The sequence below is a fragment of the Gordonia sp. NPDC003376 genome (genome assembly GCF_053589235.1).
Map to the genome: position 1 here is coordinate 72,243 of NZ_JBSFRM010000016.1, position 25,768 is coordinate 98,010.

General features: G+C 69.0%; 24 protein-coding genes. 8 read left to right on the top strand and 16 right to left on the bottom strand.

Going from position 1 to position 25,768, the window contains the following annotated elements:
• Window positions 1–80 precede the first annotated feature (80 nt).
• The 3 genes from ACWDUA_RS16605 to ACWDUA_RS16615 all read left to right on the top strand — a co-directional run bounded on the left by ACWDUA_RS16605 (window position 81) and on the right by ACWDUA_RS16615 (window position 3,060).
• Window positions 81–866, top strand: a complete 786-nt coding sequence (locus tag ACWDUA_RS16605) for a DUF5666 domain-containing protein (protein ID WP_449752099.1) — start codon at window positions 81–83, stop codon at window positions 864–866.
• 65 nt (window positions 867–931) lie between these two features.
• Window positions 932–1,639 carry a response regulator transcription factor gene (locus ACWDUA_RS16610; RefSeq protein WP_449752100.1) on the top strand — a complete coding sequence of 236 codons (708 nt, stop codon included), beginning with the start codon at window positions 932–934 and terminating at the stop codon, window positions 1,637–1,639.
• Window positions 1,636–3,060, top strand: coding sequence for a sensor histidine kinase (locus ACWDUA_RS16615; protein ID WP_449752101.1), 1,425 nt, complete (start codon window positions 1,636–1,638; stop codon window positions 3,058–3,060). Before ACWDUA_RS16610 ends, ACWDUA_RS16615 begins: the two co-directional genes overlap by 4 nt.
• On the opposite strand, the gene ACWDUA_RS16620 is transcribed toward ACWDUA_RS16615, so the two are convergent.
• The 9 genes from ACWDUA_RS16620 to ACWDUA_RS16660 all read right to left on the bottom strand — a co-directional run bounded on the left by ACWDUA_RS16620 (window position 3,057) and on the right by ACWDUA_RS16660 (window position 11,471).
• The gene (locus ACWDUA_RS16620; protein ID WP_449752102.1) at window positions 3,057–4,139 is read right to left on the bottom strand and encodes an alpha/beta fold hydrolase; all 1,083 of its coding nucleotides are present in this window, start codon (window positions 4,137–4,139) and stop codon (window positions 3,057–3,059) included. The genes ACWDUA_RS16615 and ACWDUA_RS16620 overlap by 4 nt on opposite strands.
• Window positions 4,140–4,199: 60 nt before the next feature.
• Window positions 4,200–5,105 (bottom strand): MerR family transcriptional regulator, encoded by a 906-nt coding sequence (locus ACWDUA_RS16625; protein WP_449752103.1) that lies wholly within the window; start codon window positions 5,103–5,105, stop codon window positions 4,200–4,202.
• A 53-nt stretch (window positions 5,106–5,158) separates the two neighbouring features.
• The gene (locus tag ACWDUA_RS16630) at window positions 5,159–5,596 is read right to left on the bottom strand and encodes a hypothetical protein (protein WP_449752104.1); all 438 of its coding nucleotides are present in this window, start codon (window positions 5,594–5,596) and stop codon (window positions 5,159–5,161) included.
• Entirely contained in the window at window positions 5,593–6,783 is a 1,191-nt protein-coding gene (locus tag ACWDUA_RS16635; protein WP_449752148.1) for an FAD-binding oxidoreductase, read from the bottom strand. Before ACWDUA_RS16635 ends, ACWDUA_RS16630 begins: the two co-directional genes overlap by 4 nt.
• A 75-nt stretch (window positions 6,784–6,858) precedes the next feature.
• The gene (locus tag ACWDUA_RS16640; protein WP_449752105.1) at window positions 6,859–7,326 is read right to left on the bottom strand and encodes an RrF2 family transcriptional regulator; all 468 of its coding nucleotides are present in this window, start codon (window positions 7,324–7,326) and stop codon (window positions 6,859–6,861) included.
• 425 nt (window positions 7,327–7,751) lie between these two features.
• Entirely contained in the window at window positions 7,752–8,066 is a 315-nt protein-coding gene (locus ACWDUA_RS16645) for a DUF2516 family protein (protein WP_449752106.1), read from the bottom strand.
• 102 nt (window positions 8,067–8,168) lie between these two features.
• A complete protein-coding gene (locus ACWDUA_RS16650; RefSeq protein ID WP_449752107.1) occupies window positions 8,169–9,413 on the bottom strand; it encodes a heparin-binding hemagglutinin in 1,245 nt (414 codons plus the stop codon).
• A 5-nt stretch (window positions 9,414–9,418) separates the two neighbouring features.
• Window positions 9,419–10,027 (bottom strand): helix-turn-helix domain-containing protein, encoded by a 609-nt coding sequence (locus ACWDUA_RS16655; protein ID WP_449752108.1) that lies wholly within the window; start codon window positions 10,025–10,027, stop codon window positions 9,419–9,421.
• 97 nt (window positions 10,028–10,124) lie between these two features.
• The gene (locus tag ACWDUA_RS16660) at window positions 10,125–11,471 is read right to left on the bottom strand and encodes a DUF445 domain-containing protein (protein ID WP_449752109.1); all 1,347 of its coding nucleotides are present in this window, start codon (window positions 11,469–11,471) and stop codon (window positions 10,125–10,127) included.
• A gap of 43 nt (window positions 11,472–11,514) precedes the next feature.
• Here ACWDUA_RS16660 and ACWDUA_RS16665 point away from each other — a divergent pair, with 43 nt between their 5' ends.
• Both ACWDUA_RS16665 and ACWDUA_RS16670 read left to right on the top strand, forming a co-directional pair.
• A complete protein-coding gene (locus ACWDUA_RS16665; protein WP_449752149.1) occupies window positions 11,515–12,366 on the top strand; it encodes a TetR/AcrR family transcriptional regulator in 852 nt (283 codons plus the stop codon).
• A 32-nt stretch (window positions 12,367–12,398) separates the two neighbouring features.
• The gene (locus ACWDUA_RS16670; RefSeq protein ID WP_449752110.1) at window positions 12,399–13,283 is read left to right on the top strand and encodes a polyphosphate kinase 2 family protein; all 885 of its coding nucleotides are present in this window, start codon (window positions 12,399–12,401) and stop codon (window positions 13,281–13,283) included.
• Window positions 13,284–13,935: 652 nt separating this feature from the next.
• On the opposite strand, the gene ACWDUA_RS16675 is transcribed toward ACWDUA_RS16670, so the two are convergent.
• The gene (locus ACWDUA_RS16675) at window positions 13,936–15,150 is read right to left on the bottom strand and encodes a benzoate/H(+) symporter BenE family transporter (protein WP_449752111.1); all 1,215 of its coding nucleotides are present in this window, start codon (window positions 15,148–15,150) and stop codon (window positions 13,936–13,938) included.
• Between the two features lie 93 nt (window positions 15,151–15,243).
• Between ACWDUA_RS16675 and ACWDUA_RS16680 the strand changes: the two genes are divergently transcribed.
• Complete coding sequence (locus tag ACWDUA_RS16680; protein WP_449752112.1) at window positions 15,244–15,804, top strand: helix-turn-helix domain-containing protein; 561 nt, start codon at window positions 15,244–15,246, stop codon at window positions 15,802–15,804.
• Window positions 15,805–15,829: 25 nt separating this feature from the next.
• Here ACWDUA_RS16680 and ACWDUA_RS16685 read toward each other — a convergent pair whose 3' ends face one another.
• The 3 genes from ACWDUA_RS16685 to ACWDUA_RS16695 form a co-directional block, all read right to left on the bottom strand.
• Window positions 15,830–16,747 (bottom strand): cation diffusion facilitator family transporter, encoded by a 918-nt coding sequence (locus ACWDUA_RS16685; protein ID WP_449752113.1) that lies wholly within the window; start codon window positions 16,745–16,747, stop codon window positions 15,830–15,832.
• Between the two features lie 74 nt (window positions 16,748–16,821).
• Window positions 16,822–17,925, bottom strand: coding sequence for an FUSC family protein (locus tag ACWDUA_RS16690; RefSeq protein ID WP_449752114.1), 1,104 nt, complete (start codon window positions 17,923–17,925; stop codon window positions 16,822–16,824).
• Window positions 17,926–17,935: 10 nt separating this feature from the next.
• On the bottom strand, window positions 17,936–18,373 hold the full coding sequence (locus tag ACWDUA_RS16695) for a DUF3151 domain-containing protein (RefSeq protein ID WP_449752115.1): 438 nt from the start codon (window positions 18,371–18,373) through the stop codon (window positions 17,936–17,938).
• A gap of 467 nt (window positions 18,374–18,840) precedes the next feature.
• On the opposite strand from ACWDUA_RS16695, the gene ACWDUA_RS16700 reads away from it, so the two are divergent.
• The gene (locus ACWDUA_RS16700) at window positions 18,841–20,841 is read left to right on the top strand and encodes an Rv0361 family membrane protein (RefSeq protein WP_449752116.1); all 2,001 of its coding nucleotides are present in this window, start codon (window positions 18,841–18,843) and stop codon (window positions 20,839–20,841) included.
• A gap of 859 nt (window positions 20,842–21,700) precedes the next feature.
• Here ACWDUA_RS16700 and fbaA read toward each other — a convergent pair.
• A complete protein-coding gene (gene fbaA / locus ACWDUA_RS16705; protein ID WP_449752117.1) occupies window positions 21,701–22,735 on the bottom strand; it encodes a class II fructose-bisphosphate aldolase in 1,035 nt (344 codons plus the stop codon).
• Between the two features lie 178 nt (window positions 22,736–22,913).
• On the opposite strand from fbaA, the gene ACWDUA_RS16710 reads away from it, so the two are divergent.
• Entirely contained in the window at window positions 22,914–23,648 is a 735-nt protein-coding gene (locus ACWDUA_RS16710) for a DedA family protein (RefSeq protein ID WP_449752118.1), read from the top strand.
• A gap of 143 nt (window positions 23,649–23,791) precedes the next feature.
• On the opposite strand, the gene ACWDUA_RS16715 is transcribed toward ACWDUA_RS16710, so the two are convergent.
• The gene (locus tag ACWDUA_RS16715) at window positions 23,792–24,925 is read right to left on the bottom strand and encodes an acid phosphatase (RefSeq protein ID WP_449752119.1); all 1,134 of its coding nucleotides are present in this window, start codon (window positions 24,923–24,925) and stop codon (window positions 23,792–23,794) included.
• Window positions 24,926–25,040: 115 nt separating this feature from the next.
• A complete protein-coding gene (locus ACWDUA_RS16720) occupies window positions 25,041–25,763 on the bottom strand; it encodes a TrmH family RNA methyltransferase (RefSeq protein ID WP_449752120.1) in 723 nt (240 codons plus the stop codon).
• Window positions 25,764–25,768 lie beyond the last annotated feature (5 nt).

Consider the following 25,768-nt stretch of genomic DNA (forward strand, 5'->3'; position numbering starts at 1 on the left):
CCCTGCCACATCCCGACCCTCCCGGATACCTTCAGAAACCCTTCAGTTCCGGCCCCTGTCGGATCCCTAACGTATGCCCCATGAGTGATTCACGTGCACCGCAGGACGACCACGGCAACAACGGCGACGCGGAGACCACCCCCGTCGTCCACCCGGACGCCGCCCCCACCACCGCGCACCCGGCCGAGCCGACCTCCGCGATCCCCGCGGCACCCACCGCCCCGTACTCGAGCGGCGAACCGGGCAGTGCGGTTCCGGCAGGGACGATTCCGGCAGGAGCGACTCCCCCGGCAGCGGCCCCCGCATCCACGTCGCGCTGGTCGTTCGTGCGCTCCCACCGCACCGCCATCATCACCGGTGTCTCCGCGCTGATCATCGGTGGACTCATCGGAGGCGGCATCGGCTGGGCCGCGAGCGGTGACGGCGACGACCATCACGGCGGGCGTGGCGGCCACTCACAGATGCAGGGTGACCGTGACGGTTTCGGCCAGGGTGATCGCGGTGGCATGGGCGGTGGACCGATGGGGGGCGGACCGATGGGCGGCGAGAACGGGTCCGGGATGCGGACCGGCCGCGGCGTGATCGGCCAGATCACCGCGATCAACGGCGACACCTGGACCGTTCGCACCGGCGACAACACCGACATCACCGTCACCGTCGGCGGTGAGACCGGCTTCGGCACCGGCCGCGCCCCGGCAGAGCGCAGCGACTTCGCCGTCGGCGACGAGGTCGTGGTGGCCGGTCTCCGCGACGGCGACACGATGACCGCCACCCGCATCGCCAAGGCGTCCGATCGTGGCGCCCAGGGCAACACCACCACCCCGGGCAGCACCAGCGGCCCGTCCACCGCCGCCACGCCCAGCTGAGCACCTGTGCGAATCGGGTCCGGCGTCATCCGCGGCGGACCCGGGCACTGGCAGAATCGGAAGTCGTGAACGCGACGGTCCTGGTCATCGAGGACGCCACATCCATTCGGGTCGCCCTGGCTGCGGCCCTGACCGACGCCGGGCACCGGGTGATCGCCCGGGAGGACGGCACCCGACTCGAGCACGATCTGCACGAGTTCACACCGGACGTCGTGCTGCTCGACGTGATGCTGCCCGGATCGGACGGCTTCACGCTGCTCGACGTCGTCCGGCGCCGCAGCGACGCCGGCATCCTGATGGTCACCGCGCGCGACGCCGTCGCCGACCGGCTGCACGGTCTCACCGAGGGTGCCGACGACTACATCACCAAACCCTTCGAGATGGCCGAGCTCGTCGCCCGGGTCGGCGCCGTGCTGCGCCGGCGCGGCGCACACACCGACCTGCTCTACGTCGACGATCTGGTGATCGACCAGGATCAGGGTGTCGCGTCCCGCGCCGGCACGCCACTTGCGTTGACCCCCACCGAATTCCGCGTCCTGTACTTCCTGGCGCAGCGACGCGACCGGGTGGTCACCAAGACCCAGATCCTCACCGGGGTGTGGGGGTATGACCACTACGACCCCAACCTCGTCGAGGTCAACGTCAGCGCGTTACGCCGCAAACTCGAGGCCCACGGGCCACGGCTGCTGCAGACCGAACGTGGCCGCGGCTACACGCTGCGTCCCGCCGCACCGGATGCCGCGGGTGACTCCACCGCGGGGAGCCGACCGTGACGCTGCGCCGCCCGATCACCGGTGGTTCGCTGCGGGCCCGGGTCACGCTGGCCGCCGTCGCCGTGGTGACCCTCGCCCTGGTGGCGATCATCGCGATCGGGGCGACGCTGTTCACGGTGGCCAGCGATCAGGCCGCCGACGCCCTGCTGGCCGACCGGGAGGCCCTGGCCCAGCAGTATGCGGGTAACTCGGCGAATCCCGAGATGTTCCTGCGTCGTATCGAGAACGAGTCGGTGCGCGCCCGCGTCCGGCTGGCCGACGGCACCGAGCTGGGCCGACCCACCCGCGGGTCGGTGGCCCAGCGCGACGTCCGACTGAGGGGGTCGGGCAGATCGTGGAGCGACGACGCCGAGGTGACCCTCGCCATCGACGGCGATCTGATCGGCGAGGTGCGCTCCCGCCTGCTCGTCGACATGCTCGTCACGGGCGCCGTCGCGCTCGCCGTCACCGCACTGGTGCTGTGGTTCGGGATGCGCTACGCGTTGTCGCCGCTCGACTCGATGACCTCGGTGGCCCGGTCCATCGCGGCGGGTCGGCGCGGTACCCGCCTCGACCCCGTCCGCACCGACACCGAACTCGGTCGGACGGCGGCCGCATTCGACGACATGCTCGATTCGCTCGAGGGCGCGGAGGCACGCCAGCGTGCGGCGCAGGAGCAGGTGCGCCGGTTCGTCGCCGACGCCGCCCACGAACTGCGCACCCCGGTCACCGGGGTGCAGGCGATCGCCGAGACACTCCTGCAGATGCGGCCCGATGCCGACCCCGAGGAACGCGAGGAACTGCTGCTGCTGCTCGTGCAGGAGACCCGACGCGCCGGGCGACTCGTCAACGACATGGTCGACATGGCCCGCATCGACGCCGGCCTGACATTGCAACCGGCACCCACCGACCTCACCGCGCTCGCCGACGAACAGTGCCGGCGCGTGGCCCTACTGCATCCCGAACTCGAGATCAGCTGCACCGGTGACGCGCCGCTGACGTGGGCAGATCCCGGGCGTGTGTCCCAGATCCTGGCCAATCTGGTCGACAACGCCGGTCAGGCCACCCCGGCGGGCGGGCGGGTCGACGTCACGGTCTCGGCGTCGGCAGGCACGGTCTCGGCGACGGTCACCGACACCGGTGTCGGGGTGCCCGAGGCCGACCGGGAACGCATCTTCGACCGGATGGTGCGGCTCGACCACTCCCGGGACCGCCGCTCCGGGGGAGCCGGGCTCGGACTGGCGGTGGCCCGTGGCCTGGCCCGCTCCCATGGTGGAGAGCTGCGCCTGCTCGACACCGACGGACCCGGCGCGAGCTTCCGGCTGGAGCTACCGCTCACCAGTGCGCCGCACGACCCCACCACACCCCACGGGACCGGTGCACCCGGCGCGGTAGATGGCACCGCGACAAGAGGATCCGGGACGTGCTCGCCCGGGGTCTAGTGGTCGGCGGGGAACGCCGAACCGGTCTCGATCGCCTGCTGTTCGAGGATGTCGTCGATCACGCCGGCCGCCTCGATCGGGGCCATGTGACCGATCCCCTCCAGCACCACCAGGTCGCGGAGATCGCCCTGGTCACGTAGGACCTGCGCCATCCGTTCGGCGTGGACGACCGGGGTCAGTCGGTCGCGATCGCCGACGATCACCGTGGTCGGGACGGTGAGCGCACGCAACCCGGCGAGCACGTCGAGCCGACCCATCGCCGCACCCCAACCGGCCCGGACCCGCGCCGGACACTGCGAGACCATCTCGTCGACAAAGGCGACATGTGCCGCGCGGGCGTGCGGTCCGAGTGCGATGTAGTGCGAGAACCGGTCGTTGAACGCGGTGTGCGGCAGCGGAACGGGTGTCGAGGTGACCAGGCGGCCGACGGTCGGCTGGAACGGCCGGCTGTAGAACGGCAGGTTCTCCGGGATCAGGCGATGGTTGCCGAGCACGTCGACCGCGGCGGTGGAGATCAACGCCACCGACGACGCGACGTCGGGCACCGTGTCGGCGAACTGCGCCGCCCACGACATCACGGTCATGCCGCCCATGCTGTGCCCGATGATCATGGCCTTGCGCCCGGCCGGGAGGACCGCGGTGAGCACCGCGTCGAGGTCCTGACCGAGCAGGTCGATGGTGGGTCGGGTGCGGCTCACCTGGCTGCGGCCGTGTCCGCGCTGGTCGTAGACCACCACGGTGCGTTCCGGGGTGAGCCGGTTGATCTGGGCATTCCAAAAGCTGGTGTTGCAGGTCCACCCGTGGGCGGCGACGATCACCTCCGCGTCGGAGGTGGCCGGATCGGGTCCGTGGATCTCCACATACAGGCGGGTGCCGTCGGTGGCGACGACCTCCCGGCGGATCGGCTCGGCCACCGGGGTGGCGATCAGCTCGTCCGGGCCGTCGTCGACCGCCCGTTCGGCGGTCAGCGCCTCCCGGGCCAATGCGGCGAAGATGCCGCCGATCCCGGCTGCGGCCCCCACCGCCACGGCACCGGATACCGCTCCCGCCACTCCGATCAGTGCAGTACGTGTTCGCATGTTCTCTCCCCCCTCGGAGGCCTGACGATCAGGTCTCCCGTCCTTGCGCGTTGCCGCGCATCATCCTTCGGCCGCCTTGCCGGCCGTCTCCTCCCCGTCAACGGGTGCCGCGCGATCCTGATTCCCGTCATCCAGGTGGCCTACGGGGTCCCGGCCGTCTCCGGTGTCCCGATCGTCTGCGGTGTCCCGATCGTCTGCGGTGTCTCGATCGTCCAGCACCGTGATCCCGGCGTCATCGTCGTCGGCGGTCACGTCGAAGTAGGTCGACGCCTGACCGATCGCGCGGGTGATCTCGTCGTCGAGTGCCTTGCGGAAGGTGGTCTCGACGATCTCGTGCGCCATCGGCCGGACCGTCTGGATCAGCTCGGCGACCTTGCTGATGGTGTCCTCGCCGAGATCGGGCAGGCTCTCGTTGACGTACTTGTCGGTGATGATGGAGACGAAGCTGCGTGCGGCGTCCTCGAGATCGCCCTGCACACGGACGAACCGGTCGAGCAGGACGTCGATGTCGATACCGCTCTTGACCAGCACCTCGGCCCCCTCGAGGACCTCGGGGTTCTTGACCGCGTAGTGGGCGCCGTCCTTGACCAGCAGACCGAGCTTCTGACTCAGGGCGATGGACCGCTCGCTGGCGTTGAGCGACTTGCGCAGCTCGGTGAAGGTGATGGTCGCGGCCCGCTTGAAGTTGCGGAACCGTCCGCCCTTGGGCGGGGTGCCACGCAGCACGTGCTCGACCTTCATCCCGTAGTGCGCGGCGTGCAGAAGTTCGCTGATGGTGGCAAAGGTGTACCCACGCTCGAGCATGCGGGAGATCAGGTTCAACCGGACCAGGTGGTCCTCGGTGTACCAGCCGGTGCGTCCCCGGATGGTCGGGGGCGGGAGCAGACCGCGGTCCTGATAGACGCGGATGTTGCGCACGCTGACCCCGGACGCCTCGGCAAGGTCGTTGATCCGATACTCAGCCACGCAGATCAGTCTATTCCGCTTCGATCACACGGCTTGCGGCCCGCTCCCGCGCGTCACGCGAGAAGCAGCGCTCCGATCGCGATCAGCACGCCCACCTTGACCACCTCGAGTGCCACATACACCAGATGGGTGTGGCTGCGCGGGCCGTCGACATAGGCGTCGCCGGCCGCGAGAACGGCGTCGGAGCGGCGGTTGAGCATCGGACGCACCCCGCCCACCTGGATCGCGAGGAGCACCGCGACGACGATCACGAGGATGCCCTGGGCGTCCCTGATCCAGCCGCCGGCGGCGGCGCAGACCACCAGCACGACGGCCCACACCACCTCGGCGGCATTGAGCGCCCGGAACACCAGCCGGCCGATGCCCAGGCCCAGCGGGATGGTGATCCCGGGGGCCCGGAACTTCAGCGGTGCCTCGATGAACGAGATCGCGAACACCATCCCGAGCCACAGGAAGGTGGCCGCGACGGCGAACGCCGAGGCGGAACTCATCGGGTGCTGCCCGTGCGCAGCAGTTCCGGACCGAAGGTCTCGTAGTGGATGCGGTCCTCGGGGATGTCACGGGCCAGCAGCTGCTCGCGCACGGCACCCATGAAACCTGCCGGGCCGCAGAGCATCGCGTGGACACCGTCGGCGAGTTCGATTCCGTCCAGCGACATCTGGCCGACACGGACGTCGTCGGAGTTCACGTGCTCCACGCCCTGCTCATACCACTGGTACAGGCGGGCATCGTCGAGGTTCTCCACCAGGGCCGCGAGCTGGCCGCGGTGCGGCTGTCGGGCACGTGAGCGATCGGCGTGCAGGACGGTCACACGGCGATGTCGGTCGTTGGCGCCCAGGGAGTTGAGCAGACCGATCACCGGGGTGCAGCCGATTCCGGCCGACGCCAGCAGAAGCGGCGAATCATCTTCGGGCAGAACGAGATCTCCGAACGGGGTGGACACGTGGAGGGTGTCGCCCTCAAAGATGTGCTCGTGCAGGTGTGCCGACACCTCGCCGGCGAGCTTCACGCTGAACTCCCATTCGGCGCGACGATCGGCGGGACCGGTCAGGCTGTACTGGCGGATCTGGTGTGCGCCGTCGGCGAGCGGGACCTGCACCGAGATGTACTGTCCGGGATGGAATGTCGGCAGCTCGGCGCCGTCGGGTCGGGCCAGGGTGAAGGAGACGGTGTCGGGCGACACCTGGGTTCGGCCGGCGACCAGCAGGTCGCGCCACACCTGTCCGGGCTCCACGCCCGCCGCGGCGTAGAGATCGGACTCCTCGCGGATCAGCAGATCGGCCATGTCCCAGTACAATTCGTCCCACGCGTTGGCGACCTCCGGGGTCACCGCCGCACCGAGAACCTCCACGATGGCCCCGAACAGGTGCTCGTGGACCACCGCGTACTGGTCGCGGGTGACGCCGAGCGAGGCATGCTTGTGGGCGATCCGGTCGATGATGAACAGCTGACGACGCACGTCGGGCTCGAGTTGCAGACGGGCATAGGCGGCAATCGAGCCGGCGAGGGCCTGCGGCTGCTCTCCGGACTGCTGATGGCTGCGGTTGAAGAGGTTGTCGCGCAACGCCGGATGCGCGGTGAACAGCCGGTTGTAGAAGTTGGGGGTGATCTCGCCGAGCGCGCCTTCGACAGCAGGAAGGGTGGCGGCAACGGTTTCGCGAGTGGCCTGCGACAGCACGGCATTCTCCATTCGATAGGTCCCCGGGCGGGTACCGAGTGGGGTATCCGGGCGGGAAGGGTAGGTCGCCGAGGGCTATTCGGCGACCCGGTCCACCTCGGCGACGGTTCGCCGCGGCAGGTCGAGGGTAAGCAGCACCGCACCGGTGGGGTCGGCGACCAGGTCGCCGACGGTGTGCTCGTCGAGGCTGGCGAAGAATGCCCGACGTGCGGCGGCAAGCGCCCCACGCAGACGACAGGCGGCTCGGAGCGGGCAGGGGTTGGGGCCATCACAGTCGACGACCTCCCCCTCCCCTTCCAGCCGTCCCGCCAGCCACCCGACCCGGGCGGTCCGCCCGAGTTCGGTGATGACGAGCCCACCGGTTCGACCGCGCCGGGAGTGGACGATCCCGAGCTCGGACAACCGACCGACGACCTTCGCCACATGGGTATAGGGCACCTCGAGGTCATCGGCCAGTGCTCGTGTGGTCATCGACCCGTCCCCCAGTACCGCCAGCCGCATCACCACGCGGAGGCCGATGTCGGTGAACCGGGTCAACTGCACGACTCCACTTCACCATAATTTGCATCTCAAATGCATATTATCTGGACGTGTCCCTCGTCACCATGTGCCAGGCGACCACGAGGCAGCGCTTGCGATCGCCGCGCCGGACAAGCACAGCGACACAGCGAGCCCTTGCGATGGTCGAGCCGAAACCGAGCACGGCGACAAGGCGTGTGCCTTCGATGGTTGAGCCGACGAGGAGCGCAGCGACAAGGCGTGTGCCTTCGATGGTTGAGCCGACGAGGAGCGCAGCGACGAGGCGTGTGCCTTCGATGGTTGAGCCGACGAGGAGCGCAGCGACGAGGCGTGTCGAAACCACCGCCGCCCGACCTCACCGACGCAACCACCAGCCACGATCCGGAAGGGGCAGAAAGAAGCAGCCACCCCATGCGGGCGGCTGCTCGGAAGGCGAACGGTTCGGCGGGTCAGCCGTGCTTACGGAACCAGGACTTGCCCTGGACGGAGTCGACGCGGGGACGCACGTCGACGAGGTAGACGATCAGGGCGACGACGCCGATCAGGTACAGGATCGTCGGCGCCTGGAAGATCCAGATGAACACTGTCGCCGCGGCGAGCAGGGACACCCACAGCACCTTGCTCTGCTTGTCCACCGCGGGGAACGCGTCCTTGCGCTGGATACTGGCATGGATCAGCGCGACGACAGCGGCCACGCCCGCGACGACGGTCAGCAGCCACAGCACGATGTTCTGGCCGGCCGCAAGAACTCCCACAAGACTCACAGCGACCACTCTAGACCGACATACACGACAGGCACCCGATGCGACGGGGCCCACAGTCGATCGACCGAGCACATCCGGTTGGGCCACCCCGGCCGTGCGTCGCTACGTGGTGGATCGCGGTGGCGTGGCCTTCTTCGCCGGTGCGGTCTTCTTGGTGGCGGTCGTCTTCGTTGCCGCGGTGGGCTTCCTCGCGCTGGTCGTCTTCTTCGCAGCAGTCGTCTTCTTGGCCGGCGTCGCCTTCTTGGCCGGCGGCGTCTTCTTGGCCGGCGTCGTCTTCTTGGCCGGCGTCGCCTTCTTGGCTGCCGTGGTCTTCGGGACCGGCGTCGCCTTCTTGGCCGGCGTCGTCTTCGTGGCTGCCGTCGCCTTCTTGGCTGCCGTGGTCTTCGGGACCGGCGTCGCCTTCGTGGCTGCCGTCGTCGTCTTCTTCGCCGTGGTCGTCTTCTTCGCCGTGGTCTTCTTCGCCGTGGTCTTTCTCGTGGCCGTGGTCTTCGCGGCCGTGGTCTTCTTGGCCGGCGTGGTCTTCTTGGCCGGCGTGGTCTTCGTGGCCGGTGCGGTCTTCGTGGCCGGCGTCGCCTTCGCTGCTGTCTTCGGAACGGGTGCAGCCTTCGTGGTTGCCGGGGTTCTCGAGGCGGTTCCCGTGGCCGGCGAGGCCTTCTTCACCGGCGCCGCCTTCTTCACCGGAGTGGGCGTCACAGCGACCGTGGACCTCGCAGGTGCAGCCTTCTTCGCGGGTGCAGACGTCGCCACCGCCACCTCGACCTCTGGCACCTTCGGCGCCTCGATCACCGGATCGTCGTCGACGATCTCCGCATCGACGACGAGCGTCTCGACATCGGCCACCGCACGTTCGCCGACCAGTCTGGCCGAGGACGCGATGGTGCTCAGCGCCTCCTCGGTCAGCGCGAGCGCATCGGTGTACAGCTTCTCCAGCTTCGGCCGGTTCTCCAGTGCCGATGGCTGTGCTTTCAGTTTGCCCACGACCTGCTCGCCGCGCTCGGACAACGAGGTCAGCAGGGCGGCGGCGACGGCCAGGTAGGCCTCGGCCACCCGGCGCAGTTCGTCCGGCGAGAAACGCGCGGCCAGCTCGTCGATCTCGGCCGGGATCTCCACCGGCAACGCCGACAGCTTCGACCGGGCATCGCCGAACGCGGAGAGCGCCGCCGCCAGGGTCTCGTCGATGGTGGACTGCGTTTCCTCGATGCCCCCGGCGATGCGGGCCTGGACCCCGCCGACGGTGTCGGCGATCCGCGACTGCGCCTCGCCGGTCGCGGCCTCCCCGCGTTCGCGAAGATCGGTCAGCAGCGCGGACACCTGGCCGAGTGCGGTGGTCAACGGGTTGTCGGGCATGGTGGTCACTCCTCGGAGTCGGGACCGTCCGGGTCGTTCCCCGCTGGGGCGTCTTCCGCCGGGTCGTTTTCCTCTGGGCCATGTACCTCTGGGCCGGTTGCCGCTGGGCCGTTCACCTCTGCGGCGTTCTCTTTACGGAAGGATTCGTAGATCTCGAGCAGCATCTGCTTCTGCCGCTCGTTGATGGAGTCGTCGGCGACCAGGGCATCCCGGACCGGGCTGGCCGGCCGTTCTTCGAGGATCCCGGCACGAACGTACAACACCTCTGCCGAGACGCGCAGACCCTTGGCGATCTGGGCGAGCACATCGGCCGACGGTTTACGCAGACCACGTTCGATCTGACTCAGATACGGATTGCTGACGCCGGCCCGTTCGGCCAGCTGCCGCAACGAGACCTCGGCACCGAGCCGTTGCGACCGGATGAACGCCCCGATGTCCTGGGCGGCGTTCGTCACGGCATCCTGCGCGACGGCGGTCACGTTCTCCACCGTATGCCCGACCCCGCCGCCGGAGTGGCTGTCGTGGGACGGTCCGGCATCCGACCCGTCCCCCGACGACCCGGCCGGGTCGTCGTCGGGATGGGAGGGATCAGGGGTCTTGGATGTGCCGCGCATGGTGCAAGCCAGTATCGGCGCAGGTGCTAACTCATGCAAGCACTGTGCATGCACCGCGAGTCCGTGAGGACGTCGAGGCGGGCCGTGACCCCGCGGATCAGTGGAAGATCAGCACCGAGATCGTGTAGATCACCAGTCCGGCCAGCGAGCCGACCACGGTGCCGTTGATCCGGATGAACTGCAGGTCACGCCCCACCTGTAGCTCGATCTTGCGACTGGTGTCGTCGGCGTCCCACCCGCGCACGGTCTCGGTGATCACCGAGATGATCTCCCGCGAGTAGTTGGTGGCCACGTGATTGGCGACACGCGCCACCCAGCCGTTCATCTTCTCCTGCAGCGGCCGGTCGTCACGGATTCGCACACCCAGGTTGATCACCGCATCCGACAACGTGTTGCGCAGGGTCGAGTTGGGGTCGGCGAGCATCTGCTCGATCACGGCCTTGCCGGTGTTCCAGGCGGTCGATGCGGCACCGGCCACCTCGTCGCTGCCCACCAGTTCGTGCTTGATGCCCTCGAACCGCGCCACCATCTGCGGGTCGTGCTGCAGGTCGTGGGCGAACTTCTCGACGAATTGGTGCATCGACTTGCGCAGGTCATGCTGCGGATCGGTGCGCACCTTCTCGGTGAAGTCGACGAGCTCACGGTAGATCTTGTCGCCCACCAGCACGCTGACGAACTTCGGTTTCCACGACGGCCCCACATCCGCCTCGACGACCCGATCGATCACCTCCTGGCTGCCGAGCGCCCATTCGTGGGCGCGGTCACACAAGAGCTGGAAGACCGGTTCGAGTCGCTCCTCGGCGATCAGCTGGTCGAGGATGCGGCCGATCGGCGGCGCCCACTCCGGTTCGGCCGCCCAGCGCAGCGCTGCCTGGATGAACTGTTCGATGTCCTCGTCGCGCAGCATCTCCGACGCGAGCTGCAGGGCGCGCGCCGCCTCGTCGGACACCCGCGGGGCGTTGGCCGGATCCGTCAGCCACGTCGCCACCCGCCGCGGCATGTCCAGTTGTTCGGCGCGCTGGACGATCACCTCCGGCGTCATGAAGTTGTCCTCGATGAAGCCGCCCAACTGGTCGCCGATCTCGTCCTTCTTCTTGCGGATCAGCGCGGTGTGCGGAATCGGCAGGCCGAGCGGGTGCTTGAACAAGGCGGTGACGGCGAACCAGTCGGCCAGCGCACCCACCATGCCCGCCTCCGACGCCGCCCGGACGTACCCCACCCACGCGGCCACATCGGCGCCGTCACGGTGCTCGAGATACCTGGTGAACAGGTAGATCAGCGCGGCGAGCAGCAGCATGCCGGTCGCGACGACCTTCATCTTGCGAAGGTCGCGTCGCCGCTTCTCGTCGGCCGCGGAGTCGCCCGCGCCGAACCCCGGAGCCGATGCCGACTCCGGCTTACGGTGACGCCCGGTGCCCGTGATGTCCGGACTCAGTGTTGACACCCCCTCAGTTGTACCCGTTTGCAGCCACTACGCTGACCTGGTGATCGCAAATCGCCCCAGCCCCGCATCGGCGGCCCGTGCCGCGGTGTCGGCCGCGGCGACGGTGACCCGGGGCATCGAGCATGCGCTGCTCGGGGGGCCCGCCGAGTCCGGACCGAAACCCGACGGCCGTCGCGCCCGCTGGGAGAAACACAAGCAGGCACGCCGGACCGAACTCACCGACGGCACGATCGCCGCGATCCGCGAACTCGGCGCCGACGTCGGGATGGACGAGATCGCCAAGCACATCGGCATCTCCAAGACCGTGCTCTACCGATACTTCACCGACAAGAACGACCTCGGCGTCGCGGTCACCTTCCGGTTCTTCGAGACCACGCTGCTGCCCCGGCTGACCGACGCGATCAGCGACGAGGTGGACGAGTACACCCTGACCCGCACGGTGATCGAGGTGTACGTCACCGCCGTCGCCGACGAACCCGCGCTGTACCGGTTCGCGTGGTCGGCGTCGCCGACGTCGTCGGTGACCTCCGCGGAGTCGGAGAAGATCGTCGCGCGGTTACTCAACGCCACCCTCGTCAGCCGCTTCGACGAGCGATCCGGTGATTCCTCGGGCGCCCAGGTGTGGTCGTACATGTTGGTCGGGGCAATGCAGCGCGCCGTCGACTGGTGGATGGTCGACCGCCCGATCGAGCTGGCCGAACTGATCGACTATCTGGTGATGATGGTGTGGAGTTCGATCGTCGGCGTGGCCGCGGCGAACGGTTCCCGCGAACTGTTCATGGCCGCCCCGCCGGCCATGCCCGACCCCACCGCAGTCCCCGGTTCTGGCGTGGGACCCGGTTCTGCAGTGGAACCCGACTCCACCGCAGGGCAGGATTCGGACTTCCCTGCCTGATCGACCCGACCGACCCGAGGAGGTCCACACCCATGGGCAAGAACGGTAAGAACGGCAAGGGGGATTCGGTCGGCTGGCTGACCCCGGCGGCAACCGCACTGCGGGTCGGGGCGGTCGGACCGATCGCCGACTTCGACGCCGACTCGACGCCCGGGTTCTCAGGCCCCCGCCAACTGGGCGAGCAGATGCTGGCCGAGCGGGGTGAGGTGCTCGCGGGTCTGCAGGAGCTGCTGTACGCCAACGGGCGCGCCGGCGACAACCGATCGGTCCTGCTCGTGTTGCAGGGTATGGACACCGCGGGCAAGGGCGGCATCGTGCGTCACGTCGGCGGATTGCTCGACCCACAGGGGTTGGTGATCAAGGGATTCGGCAAGCCCACCCCGGAGGAGCTCGAGCACGACTTCCTGTGGCGCATCCACCAGGCGCTTCCGCCCGCCGGGCGGTTGGGGATCTTCGACCGGTCGCACTACGAAGACGTGCTGCCGGTCCGCGTCCACAACCTGGTGCCGCAGGCGGAGTGGGAGAAGCGCTACGCCATCATCAACCAGTTCGAGAAGGAGCTGGTCGAGTCCGGGACGACGGTCATCAAGTGCGCATTGGTGGTGTCGAAGGCCGAGCAGAAGGCGCGTCTGACCGAGCGACTCGAACGACCCGACAAGTACTGGAAGTACAACCCGGGCGACATCGACGAGCGGGGATTCTGGGACGAGTACCTGCAGGCCTACCAGGCCATCTTCGACCGTTGCGACTCCGACGCCGCCCCATGGTTCCTGATCCCGGCCAACCGCAAGTGGTTCGCGCGTCTGGCGGTGTGCGAATTACTGATCCGTGCGCTCTCCGGACTCGACCTGGACTGGCCCGCAGCAGATTTCGACGTCGCCACCGAACTCGAACGCGTTCGGTCTCTCGACGACTGAGCACGGTCGGCGTCGGCCGGCGCATCGCCAATTCTCATCAGGACACCCCCGCTGCCGGTTGAGCAGGACGTTCTCACGCACCGGCCCCGTCGAGGCCGCTCTCGATGGTCGAGCCGGGCCCCACCCCCATCGATGGCCGAGCCGGGACCGAGCCCCGAGGGCGAGGACCCGAGTCGAGACCCAGCGACCCGACACTGTCCCCACCCACCCCAGCAGTTGCTCACCACCCGACATCAGCCAACCGAGGTTTCGACACGCCTCGTCGCTCCGCTCCTCGACGGCTCAACCACCAAAAACACACGCCTCGTCGCTCCGCTCCCCAGCGGCTCACCCTGCATCGATGGTCGAGCCGGGACCGAGCCCCGAGGGCGAGGACCCAAGTCGAGACCCCGCGACCCGACACTGTCCCCCCACCCCAGCAGTTGGTCACCACCCGACATCAGCCAACCGAGGTTTCGACACGCCTCGTCGCTCCGCTCCTCGACGGCTCAACCACCGACAACACACGCCTCGTCGCTGTGCTTCCTTGCAGCTCAACCATCTTGCCGCAGTTGCTGATCGAGCACGATGCCACCATCCACCGCTCGAGCAGGTCGACCCTGCGCAGGCGAGACGCGCGACGACGGAGTCGGAGCCGACCAGCACCGCGCACTCATCGGGTCGACTCGGCCTCCCGGACCAGCGACCCGGGTCCGCCGCCGAGCACCGCGTGCGCGATCAGTCCGACGACGATCGCCCAGAACGCACCCCCGATACCCCAGAAGGTGACGCCCGCGGCAGCGGTGACGAAGGTCAGTGCCGCCGCGACGCGGATCTCGGGTCGCCCGAACGCACCGAGCAGTGCGTTGGCGAAGGTCGCGAGCAGTGCCAGGCCGGCGACCGCCTCGAGCAGGCCGTGCGGCGCGAGGTCGGTGACGGTGACGAGCACCCCCGACAGCGCTGCCAGGACCAGATAGGAGATCCCGGCGCTGATCCCGGCGATCCAGCGTCGCGCCGGGTCGGCGCCTGCCTCGTCCCCCGCGGCCAACGCGGCCGAGAGGGCGGCGAGGTTGATCGCGTGACCGCCGAACGGTGCGCCGACCACCGTCCCCGCACCGGTGACGAACATCGTTGGACGCCAAGGTGTTTCGTAGCCGAAGGACTTCAGGACGGCGACGCCCGGCACGTTCTGCGAGGCCATGGTGACCACGTACAGCGGAATCGCCAGACCGATGATCGCCGAGGCGTCGAATTCCGGTGTGGTCCAGGCCATCTGTGGCCACCACGACGACGCGGCGGGGACGTTCACCTCATGGGCGCCGACGTAGATCCCGATCACCACCAGCGCGGCGACCAGGGCCAACGGCAGTGCCCAGCGGGCCAACCAGCGCGTGGCCACCAACCACACCGCCAGGACCGGGATGGTCAGAAGCGGCTGTACGGCAAGCGATTTCATAGGCGCAAGACACAGCACGAGCAACACCCCGGCGAGCATCGCCTGCGCGATCGGTGTGGGTATCCGGCCGATCAGGGCTCCCAGCGCCGGGATCAGACCGGTGGCGACGATCAGCAGTCCCACCACCAGGAACGCCCCGACCGCGGCGGGCCAGCCGCCGTGATAGCCGGCACCGGCGGCGACGAGCATGGCCGCACCCGGCGTCGACCACGCGAGGGTGATCGGAATCCGATAGCGCAGGCAGAGGACGATGATGCCCACCCCGAAGGTGACGGTGAGCGCGAGAAGACCGGAGGCGGCCTGGCCGGCGTCGGCGCCGACCGCACGCAGACCCGCCACCACCACGACGAACGACGAGGTGAACCCCACCAGCGCGGTGATGACACCGGCGGTGATCGGTTCACTCAGAGATGTCCGTGCAGGGGTGGTCATCGACCCAGCATAACGATATCGTTCTGTTTACGGAACGATGTTGGTCCGTGCAGGACCTCGATCAGACACGCCCCCACAAGCACAGGATTCCCCATGAGCACACCGATGCCGATGACCGCGGATGCGACACCCGTCGATCAGCGGCGCAGGGCGGTCGGTGCCCGCATCGCCGACGTCCGGTCACAACGCGGGCTGAGCCTGTCCGCCCTGGCGCGTGCCGCCGGAATCGGCAAGGGATCACTGTCCGAGCTCGAATCCGGACAACGCAATCCGACGCTCGACACCCTGTACGCCGTTGCGGGCCCGCTCGGCGTGCCGCTCACCGCACTCTTGGGCGAGGAGTCCGGCACGGAGGGGGTCGGCCCTCATCTGTCGGCGCGGTTGCTGCATGTGGAACATCACCCCGACGGCGGCGTGACAGAGGTGTTCTGGTTGCGTGTCGGGCCCGGCATGCGGGTCTCACCCCCGCACGGCGCCGGCGTCGTCGAACACCTCCGGGTGGTGCGAGGACGTGTCGTCGCCGGTCCGGCCGGTGCAGAATCGACCGCCGGGCCGGGCGAGAGCCTGCACTGGGTCTCCGACACCGAGCACACCTACCGCAGCGACGACGGGGCACTGGCCGTGCTCGTCATCGAGTCACCGGCGGACACCTGAGCGGCGGCCGGTCACCCGGGCGGCACTACCAGGTGAGATGTTCGCGGCAGTGTTCGCTCTCGTCGGACGGGTCGATCTGCACGGTGGCGTGGGCGAGGCCGTGCCGTTCGAGGATCTCGTGCGCCTGCGGCAGCAGTTCGGCATTCGGGCAGGTGCTGGTGAGGTGCACGGTGGCAACGTCCATGCCGGTGGTCAGCGACCAGACGTGCAGGTCGTGGACGTCGTCGACCAGCGGGAGTTCGGCGAGTTCACGACGCAGGGCGTCGACGTCGAGGTGGGCGGGGGCCTGTTGGTTGAGGATGCGCAGGGCGTCGAGGGCAAGCCGCAGCGCCCGCGGGACCACCCACAACGCGATCCCGACCGCGACGATGATGTCGGCATAACCCCACCCGGTGGACATGGCGACGATGCCGGCGACGAGCACCCCGACGCTGCCGACGGCGTCGGCGAGCACCTCGAGGTAGGCGCCCTTGACCGCGATCGACTCACGGGAATCGGCGCGCAACAGCAGCATCACGCCGAGGTTCACCGCGAGACCGATCAGCGCGACGATGATCAGCGTGAGCCCGGGAACCTCGGGGTCGGAACCGATCCGTTCGATGGCCTCGTAGAGGACGAAGACCGCGACACCGATCAACAGCACGGCGTTGGCGACGGCGGTGAACACCTCCGCTCGGTGCCATCCGAAGGTGCGGGTGTCGGTGGTCCGGCCGTGTCGGGCCAGCAGGAGCGCGGTCAGGCCCATGAGGAGCGCGACCACATCGGTCAGCATGTGCCCGGCGTCGGCGATCAGGGCGAGCGAGTTCACCGCGACACCGACGGTCAGCTCCACCACGAAGTAGCCGCCGATCAGTCCGACGGCGACCGCCATCGGCCAGATCCGGCGCCGTGCCGCGTCGGCGGCGTCGACCGGTGCGTGCGAGTGTGAATGTGAGTGGCCCATGACAACCCCAATATATGCACGAGTTCGCATATATGACAAGGGTTAGGTCACCCTCAGTGCTCCGGGAGTGCGGTTCAGCGCAGGGTGGCCAGCGCCGACGAGCGTCGCAGACCGGCCACCATCAGCAGGTCCACCAGCAGCGATCGGAGTTCGGCGAGCAACGCCGTCTCCGACAACCCGCGATCGGCGACGAGCTCCGGACGTGCCTTGCGCGCCACGGTGCGCAGCACGCGGGCGGCGTCGGCGGCATCGGGCGACTCGCCGGGGTCGGCGAGCATCATCTCCCGCAGGATCTCGAAGGCGCCGGAGAGATCGGCGATGATCTCGATGAGTTCGGGCCGCACCTGCTCGCCGCGCTGGGTGATCGCCAGGGCTCGCCGCGCGACCACGCGGAAGTTGCGCACCCCGTTGTCGATCGGGTCGGCCGTCGCCGAGATCTTCTGGAGCCGCATCCGCGACCCCCAGTAGAGCGGTGAGATCGTGCTGATCTCGCGCCCGCCGCGCATGTCCGACCGCATGGTGTTGATCGCGGCCTGGGTGCCGCGGCCCTTGACCAGCGCAGCGTAGACGAGGTCCGCATCCTGTTCCCGCAGGCCGGTGGCGAGTTCGGTGGCGGCATCGCGCACGATCGCGAGCACACCGGCGGCGTCGCGACGCGCGCGGGCCGTCGGATTGGCGGGCAGCAACGCCCCCACGAGGATGCCGATCAGGCCGCCGGTCAGCGCGTCGATCGCACGGTGGAATCCACCGATGCCGCCCGGTGGCAACAGGGTGGCCACCAGCACCGCCGACGACGCCGCCTGCATCGGGATCAGCGGGCCGTCGTCGAGGAACACCGCGACCGCCATGGCCAGCGCCACCACCACCACGATCTGCCACGCCCCGGAGCCGATCTGGGTGATCAGCAGGTCACCGACGAGAATCCCGATGGTGACACCGCCGACGAGCTCGACGGCCCGACGCCATCGCCGGCCCAGGGACAGGCCGAGGGAGATGACCGCCGCGATCGGCGCGAAGAAGGGCTGCGCGTGGCCGAGGACGTCGAGGGCGAACCACCAGGCCAGACCGGCCGCCACCGAACACTGCAGGATCGGCCCGGCCGACAACCACAGCCTTCGGCTCCGTACTCGCAGCACCGGGGGCAACGCCTGGAACCGGTCTCGCACCCACGAGATCACGGCGCTCCGCTCAGGCCAGGCCGAGTTCACCCGCGGCGGTCGGGTCGCTGTCGTTCAACAGGTCGAGGCAGCGCAGGTATTCGTCTTCCTCGCCGATCGACTGTGCGGCACGCGCCAGTGCACCGACGCACCGCAGGAAACCCTGGTTGGGTTCGTGTCGCCACGGCACCGGGCCGAATCCCTTCCAGCCGTGTCGACGCAGCTGGTCAAGGCCGCGATGGTATCCGGTGCGGGCGTAGGCATAGGCCTCGATGACCTTGCTCTTGCCCGGGTCGTCGCCGGCTCCATCGAGCGCGGCCTCGGCGAGATGGGCCCACGCGATCGACGCGGTCGGGTGCGCCGCCGCCACCGTGGCCGGATCGGCACCGTTCAGCAGGTCCGATTCAGCGTCGTCGTCACCGGTCAGCAGAACCGGTTGAGGGCCGAGGAGGTCTCCGAAGGAAGTCACCTTGTCATTCAATCACCGATGGTCCGGGTCTCCCCAGATGATGCTTGCCGGGGCAGTTCGCTAGGGTGAAGTCGCACTGGAGTCGCGTCGCGACCCCATTCGCCGAGATCTCGGCGGTTCCTGATGTATTCGAGCGTGGGGGTTCGAGGAAGGTTGGGTGATCACCGATGACGCAGTCCGACGACCAGAAATCGGCCGTCACCAGGGCTTTTTCACGACTGCGTGAGATGGGTGAACGACGCGCCAAGGCCCGCTCGGGGCGCGCGGATGCACAGCGGAATCCCACCGCCCCGCCGCCCCCGGCCTCCCGGATGTCGACGCCTGCCCCGTCAGCAGGTCGACCGTCGTCAGGTCGACCATCATCATCGGACTCACCGTCATCAGGGTCTCTGTCATCGGCACCGACCACGCCGATCCCGATACCGGCCTCCCGGCCGACGCCGACCCGGCCCCTCACGACCCAGCCCATGAAGGCACAACCCGCCGGGACCGCATCCGCCGGCCCCGACAAGCCGGTGCAGGCCACCCCCGACACCCCCTCGACATCCACCGCCCCCGCCGAATCCAGCGACGACGCGGCCTCGACCTCAGGAGAACAGGTGACCGATCGCCCGACCCCACGCGGAGGCCGCGGAATCGACTCGGCCACCAAGGTGATCTCACGGTCGAGCCTTCCGGATGCCGGCGAGCTGGAGGACCTGGAGAACATCGACCCGCTGGGCGGACCGGCGAACAAGAACACGGACGCCGGGACCCCAGAACCGGAAGCCCAGGAGCCAGAAGCCCAGCAACCAGAAGCCCAGGAGCCGGCGGTCGACGCCGCCGAGGACACTGACCCAGCCGCCGAGGCGGAGACCCCCGGGTCCGAGACCGGTGCCGACGAGTCTGCGAATACCCAGGCTACGGATACCCAGGCTGCGGATACCCAGGCTGCGGATACCCAGGCTGCGGATACCCAGGCTGCGGATACCCAGGCTGCGGATACCCAGGCTGCGGATACCCAGGCTGCGGACGCGCCGACCGAAACGGGAGCGGCCGAGGCCGACGACGCCGGTTCCGAATCCACCGAGGCCGATACCGGTGACGCACGAGCCGAGGTCGAGCCGCAGAGCGCGGCCGGGTCCACCACAGACACCGCTGGTTCCGACGCCGAACCCTCGAAGGGCACCGCTGTCGGCGCAACCGCGGTGGTCGCAGCCGGTGCCGCGATCGCCGCGTCGAACGGTGACAGCGACGCCGACGGAACCGAAACCGCCGGTAGCGAGATCGACAACGCCGAGACCGACAACGCCGGAACAGAGTCCGACGCGGAGCCCGCCGACGCACACGACACCGAGGCTCCCGAGGCGCAGCCGACCGAGCCAGACACGGTCGGGACAGAGACGGTCGAGGCCGAAGCCACAACGGACTCCGCTGCCGACGAGGCCACCGAACCGGCGGCCGACACCGGAGACGCGGCCCCCGACACCGATGCCCCCGACACCGATGCCCCCGACGAAGCAGCCCCCGAGGCCGCAGGATCAGCCACCGAACCAGAGTCCGAGACGGAGCCCGAGACGGCGGCGGAAGCCGAATCGGACGGGGACCCGGAGGCACAGTCGGCGGAGGTCGAGGCACAGTCGGCGGAGGACTCCGAGCCGACCGCCGCCGATACGGACGAGTCGGAGCCCGAGACCGCAGCCACCGAGGCGGAGTCCGATCCCGAGCCGGGGACACAGCCGGAAGCCGAGGCGACCGAGGCAGGCGCGGACGACAAGAGCGCGCAAGCCCCCGCCGCAGCCGATGCCCCCGCAGCCGACACCCCGGAAGGCAACGCCGACAGCGCAACCCAGGTCCTGCCGCGGCCGGTGCTGACCAAGCCGGTCGCCGCGGCCGCGGCAGGAGGCGCAGCTGCCGCAGGAACCGCGGCCACCGGCGCTGCGGCTGCTGCCTCAGGTACTCCCGCAGGGGGAGCCGCGGCAACCCAGGGGTGGTCGACCACCGCTCATCAGCCGCAGGTCATCCCGGGTTCCACCGACACCACGTCCGGCGGGGGGAAGCGCAAGGGCGTGATCATCTCGGTGGTCGCCGCGATCGTCGTCATCGCCGCGATCGTGATCGGCGTCGTCGCCTACCTGCAGACCCGACCGATGGCCCCGGAAGACGCGGCCGCCGATGCGGCGCAGTCCTTCGCCACGGCCGCCTACGACGGCGATCTGGCGACCCTGCGGCAGGTCACCTGTGGCGATCGTCAGGCCTACTACCAAGGCATCAGCGACGAAGAGTGGAACCGCGTCTACAACGTGCAGAAGCAGCGCAACGAACTGGTCCGGGTCCTCACGGTGAATGCGGTCCGGATCGACGACGGCGGCAACTCGGCCGTGGTCGAGGTGACCGCCGAACGCACCAGCGCCCCCGGTGACCCGCAGGTCGTGGCGATCAACGTGCAGAAGTCCGGCGACGACTGGAAGGTCTGCACCCCGCAGTGACCTGGGACGTGCCGGCCGGGGAGGTGACTCCACCGGGCGCCGACGACGAGCCCGCCACGCGCCCGCTGTCGGCGCGTGGCCGTCATCAGCGGCCCGCACCTCCCCCGGATCGTCCACCACTGCCGATGGGTACCCGCCCGGTCGGGCCGCAGGGCACGAGCGCACGTCCCGGTGCGCATCACGTGGATGGTCCGTCGGCCCCACCGGCACCGGCACCCCGGCAAGTGCCCACCCCTGCGCAGGCCCCGATCCCCCAGCAGCAGGTACCGGTGGTCCCCGATGCCCCACCGCACCCGGGACCACAGCAGCCTGGACCGCAGCCGGGAACTCCGCAGCCGGGAACTCAGCAGCCCCAACCCGAGGCGGCACCGGCGGGGCCACCGCCCGGTGGCGCTGCCCCACCGGGCGGATTCCGCGCCTGGTCCGTCGGCGCGCCACCCGCCGCACCGGCGCAACCCGCACCCCAGGCCGCTGCACCCCCAGCTTCCGCCCCCCCAGCTTCCAGACCACAGGCTTCCACACCACAGGCCCAGGGGCCCCAGGCCCCGCCGCGCACCTTCCGACCGGCCCCCGCACCGCGCCGGTCCGGCCGGGACTCCTCGTCCCGCCGACACCGCGCCGATCCACTCGTGATCGGGGCGGCCATCGTGATGGTGCTGTTGGCACTCGGCGTGCTTGTCGGCATTCTGACCATCTGAGCCCACCGACCATCGAGCCGGGTCTTCCAGGCCGCCCCTTCGGCGAACCCACCTCCCGACGACGACGCGGGCAGGACCCACCACACGCATCACACGTGTGGGGTTCCCGCCCGCGTCGGGGTCGGTGCGGCGATCAGGTCGCCGACATCATCCGGTCGCGCTCAGGCGCTGATCGACTTGCCGTTCGACTTGAGGTCGTTGCAGGCCTCGACGACGCGCTCGCTCATCGAGGTCTCGGCCTTCTTGCTCCAGGCGCGCGGATCATAGGTCTTCTTGTCACCCACGTCACCGTCCACCTTGAGCACACCGTCGTAGTTGGCGAACATGTGGCCGGCAACCGGGCGGGTGTAGGCGTACTGGGTGTCGGTGTCGACGTTCATCTTGACGACGCCGTAGCTCAGGGCCTCCTCGATCTCGCTCTTCAGCGAGCCGGAGCCACCGTGGAAGACGAAGTCGAAGGGCTTGGAGCCGGCGGCCAGGCCGAGCTTCTTGGTGGCCACCTCCTGGCCGGTGTTCAGCACGTCGGGGCGCAGCTTGACGTTGCCCGGCTTGTACACACCGTGGACGTTGCCGAAAGTGGCGGCCAGCAGGTACTTGCCCTTGTCGCCCACGCCGAGCGCGTCGACGGTCTTCTCGAAGTCCTCGGGGGTGGTGAACAGTTTGTCGTCGATCGCGGCCTCGACGCCGTCCTCTTCACCGCCGACGACGCCGATCTCCACCTCGAGGATGATGTTGGCGGCAGCGGCCCGGGCCAGCAGGTCCTGGGCGATCTCGAGGTTCTCGTCGATCGGCACGGCCGAGCCGTCCCACATGTGCGACTGGAACAGGGGGTTGCGGCCGGCGTCGACGCGCTCCTGGCTGATCGCGAGCAGCGGACGAACGTAGGTGTCCAGCTTGTCCTTGGGGCAGTGGTCGGTGTGCAGCGCGATGGTCACGTCGTACCTGGCGGCGACGACGTGCGCGAACTCGGCGAGTGCGACCGCACCGGTCACCATGTCCTTGACGCCCAGACCGGAACCGAACTCGGCACCACCGGTGGAGAACTGGATGATCCCGTCGCTCCCCGCGTCCGCGAAGCCCTTGATGGCCGCATTGATCGTCGACGACGAGGTGCAGTTGATCGCAGGGAACGCGTAACCACCCTCCTTGGCCTTCTGGAACATCTCCGCGTACTGCTCTGGGGTTGCAATGGGCATATCCACGTCCTCCAACCGGGTAAGGTTTTCACGCTCTCGAGTCGATCACTCCCGATCAGTATGGCAAGGCATGGTCGGGCTCGCGCAGTCGGTGGTGTGCCCCCTTACACGGACTCGGCCGGCGTGACCATTCGCGCACCCAGGGAACACCAAGCCTTGCCGGGTATCCTGGGGACCCGTGATCTCCACCGCTCTCGAACAGACCACGACGAACGTCGCGCTGATGCCCGGGTTCCTCGATCCGATCAACCTTCTCGGGTACTTCGGTGCCTGGGCTTTCTGGGGCCTGCTGCTGGTCATCCTGATCGAGTCCGGGGTGCTCTTCCCGGTCCTGCCGGGCGACTCGCTGCTGTTCGTCGCCGGCATGGTCGTCGCCGCCGGCGGCAAGGACGGCATCGACAAGTTCGCCTCGCTGTGGCAGCTCCTGATCTTCATCCCGATCGCAGCCATCATCGGCGGGCAGATCGGGTACTGGATCGGCCGCTACATCGGGACCGAGATGTTCAAGCCCGACGCCCGGTTCCTCAAACAGAGGTATCTCGACGAGGCCAACGAGTTCTTCGACAAGCACGGGCCGATCACCATCTTCCTGGCTCGTTTCGTGCCGATCGTGCGCACCCTGGCGCCGATCGTCGCCGGTGCCGCCAAGATGAAGTATTCGGTGTTCGCCATCTACAACATCGTCGGTGCGATCGTCTGGGGTGCCGGAATCGTGCTGCTCGGCTACTGGCTGGGCCGGTTCGAGATCGTCCAGAAGCTGATCGAGCCGATCTTCATCCTGATCGTCGTGCTCTCGGTGGCCCCGATGTTCATCGAGTGGTACCGACGCCGTCGCGCGGCCAAGAAGGCCGGTGCCGCCACCTCGTCCGACGCGGCCACCCCCGACCGGGAAGATCAGACCGACGCCGTCTGATCGCGTCTGCCTGTTCGCGTCTCCACGGACCGAAACACCCTCGGCCGGGAACCCTCGTGGGGTTCCCGGCCGAGGTCGTCGTGCCGGTGGTCGCATCGCGGTGTCCGTCTGACGGTTGACCGTCCGGCGGGTTCTCGTGCCGGCTACGGGGTCGCGGCGTAGGCGGCGGCGAGGTCGATCCGCAGCCAGCCGCCGTTCGCACCGGCCTGGTCGAGCGGGTACCCGGCCGGGATCGCGGTCCGGCGCAGGATCTCGAGGCGCTGTGCGTCGTTCAGGTTCGGGAAGCGGGTCTCGAGCAGGCCGGCGGCCTCGGCCGGGATGTCGTTGCGCTGATCCGGTGCGATGCGGGCGAATCCGTAGGTCATGCGCTCACGGAACTCGTCGGTGGCCTGCGAGGTCGGCAGCCGGCCCGAGTCGTCGGCGACGGCGGTCGCGATCGGCTTGCCGAGTGCGGCGGTCAGCTGGGCACGCAGCTGGGCGCCGGCCTCGTCGATCAGCTTCTTGAAGGCCGGGTCGGCCAGACGCTCCGCCGCGATCGCGGTGCCCATGATGCGGCCACCCATGACGTCGAGGGGGTAGTGCACACCGAGGACGATGCGGCTCTGCCCGATCTGCGAGGCGCGGGCGAGGATCTGCGGGCCGAGCTCGGGCAGCCAGTACGCCAGCAGTGCGCCCTTCCAGTACCCCATGCTGGTGTGTCCCGACGGGTACGAACCGTTGGTCGCGACCTCCGCGTACAGGTGACCTCCCGGTCGGTCGTACCGCTTGATCCGGTCGGGCGCCACGACGAACGGACGCGGGTTGTCGTAGAAGGTCTTCTCCAGCAGCGTCGTACCCAACGGGATGCCCGCGCGGGCGGTGTCACCCTCGGCGAGGGCGGCGGCCTTCGGGAGCCTGCCGCCGGCGAGCAGGGTGCGGAACGTGGATCCGACCGTGGTGCCCAGTGCCTCCGACAGCGAGATCAGCCGGTCGTCGTAGTTGATCGCGATCGCGTCGGTCTGCTGCGCCCTGCTCGCCGAGTTGTTGGTGGCGATCACCGTGGCGAGGTTCTGCTTGATGATGTCCGGGCGGTGTTCCCGCAGGTGCGTGAAGCCGTCCAGCTCCGGCAGGTAGGTACCGCCCGGCGGGATGTCCGACGGGTACGGCCCGACCAGTTGGGCGGTGCTGAAGCCGGCGGGTGCGACCACGGGGGCCGGGGCGGCCTGCGCGGTGCCCACCCCGACAAGGGCGACAAGCGTGACCACGGACAGCAATACAGAACGGACGCGTAAGGACATGGCCAACACTCTGGCGCAGGATCGAGCACGGGGGCAACACCGGGACCTGATCTCATGATCCATATCGCGCACTGTGTCGCAGATCTTCATCCACCGTTCAGCGGGGAGACACCGATCACCAGGCGCTGCCGAGATCGGCGTGCTGCCGAATCCACGCGTGCATCGCGATCCCCGCGGCCACGCCGGCATTGATCGACCGGGTCGAACCGAACTGTGCGATCGACACCGTGAGGTCGGCGCGTTCCTGGGCGTCGGCACTCACACCGGGGCCCTCCTGCCCGAACAGCAGCACGCACGCCCGCGGCAGGTCCGCGGTCTCCAGCGGAACCGACCCCGGAGTGTTGTCGACGGCCACCACGGCCAGATCGTGGGTGCGGGCCCAGGTGATCAGGTCGGCGACGGTGTCGTGGTGTTCGAGGTGCTGGTAGCGGTCGGTGACCATGGCCCCGCGGCGATTCCAGCGCCGTCGGCCGACGATGTGCACCGCGGCGGCCGCGAAGGCATTGGCCGTCCGCACCACGGTGCCGATGTTGGCGTCGTGCGCGAAGTTCTCGATCGCGACATGGAACGGATGCCGGCGGGCGTCGATGTCGGCGACGATCGCCTCCCGGGTCCAGTACCGGTAGGCGTCGACGACATTGCGTGTGTCGCCGGTGGCGAGCAGCTCCGGGTCGTAGCGCGGATCGGTGGGCACCGGCGTGTGGTGTTCCTCGGCCCACGGCCCCACCCCGACCGGCGGCACCGACCGCGACTGCCACTCGGTCGGTCCCGGCTCGTCGGCATCAGGTCCGGGCGCGTCGGGCCCGGAGTCGTCGAGTGTGGGGTGTTCCTCGGTCACCGCCG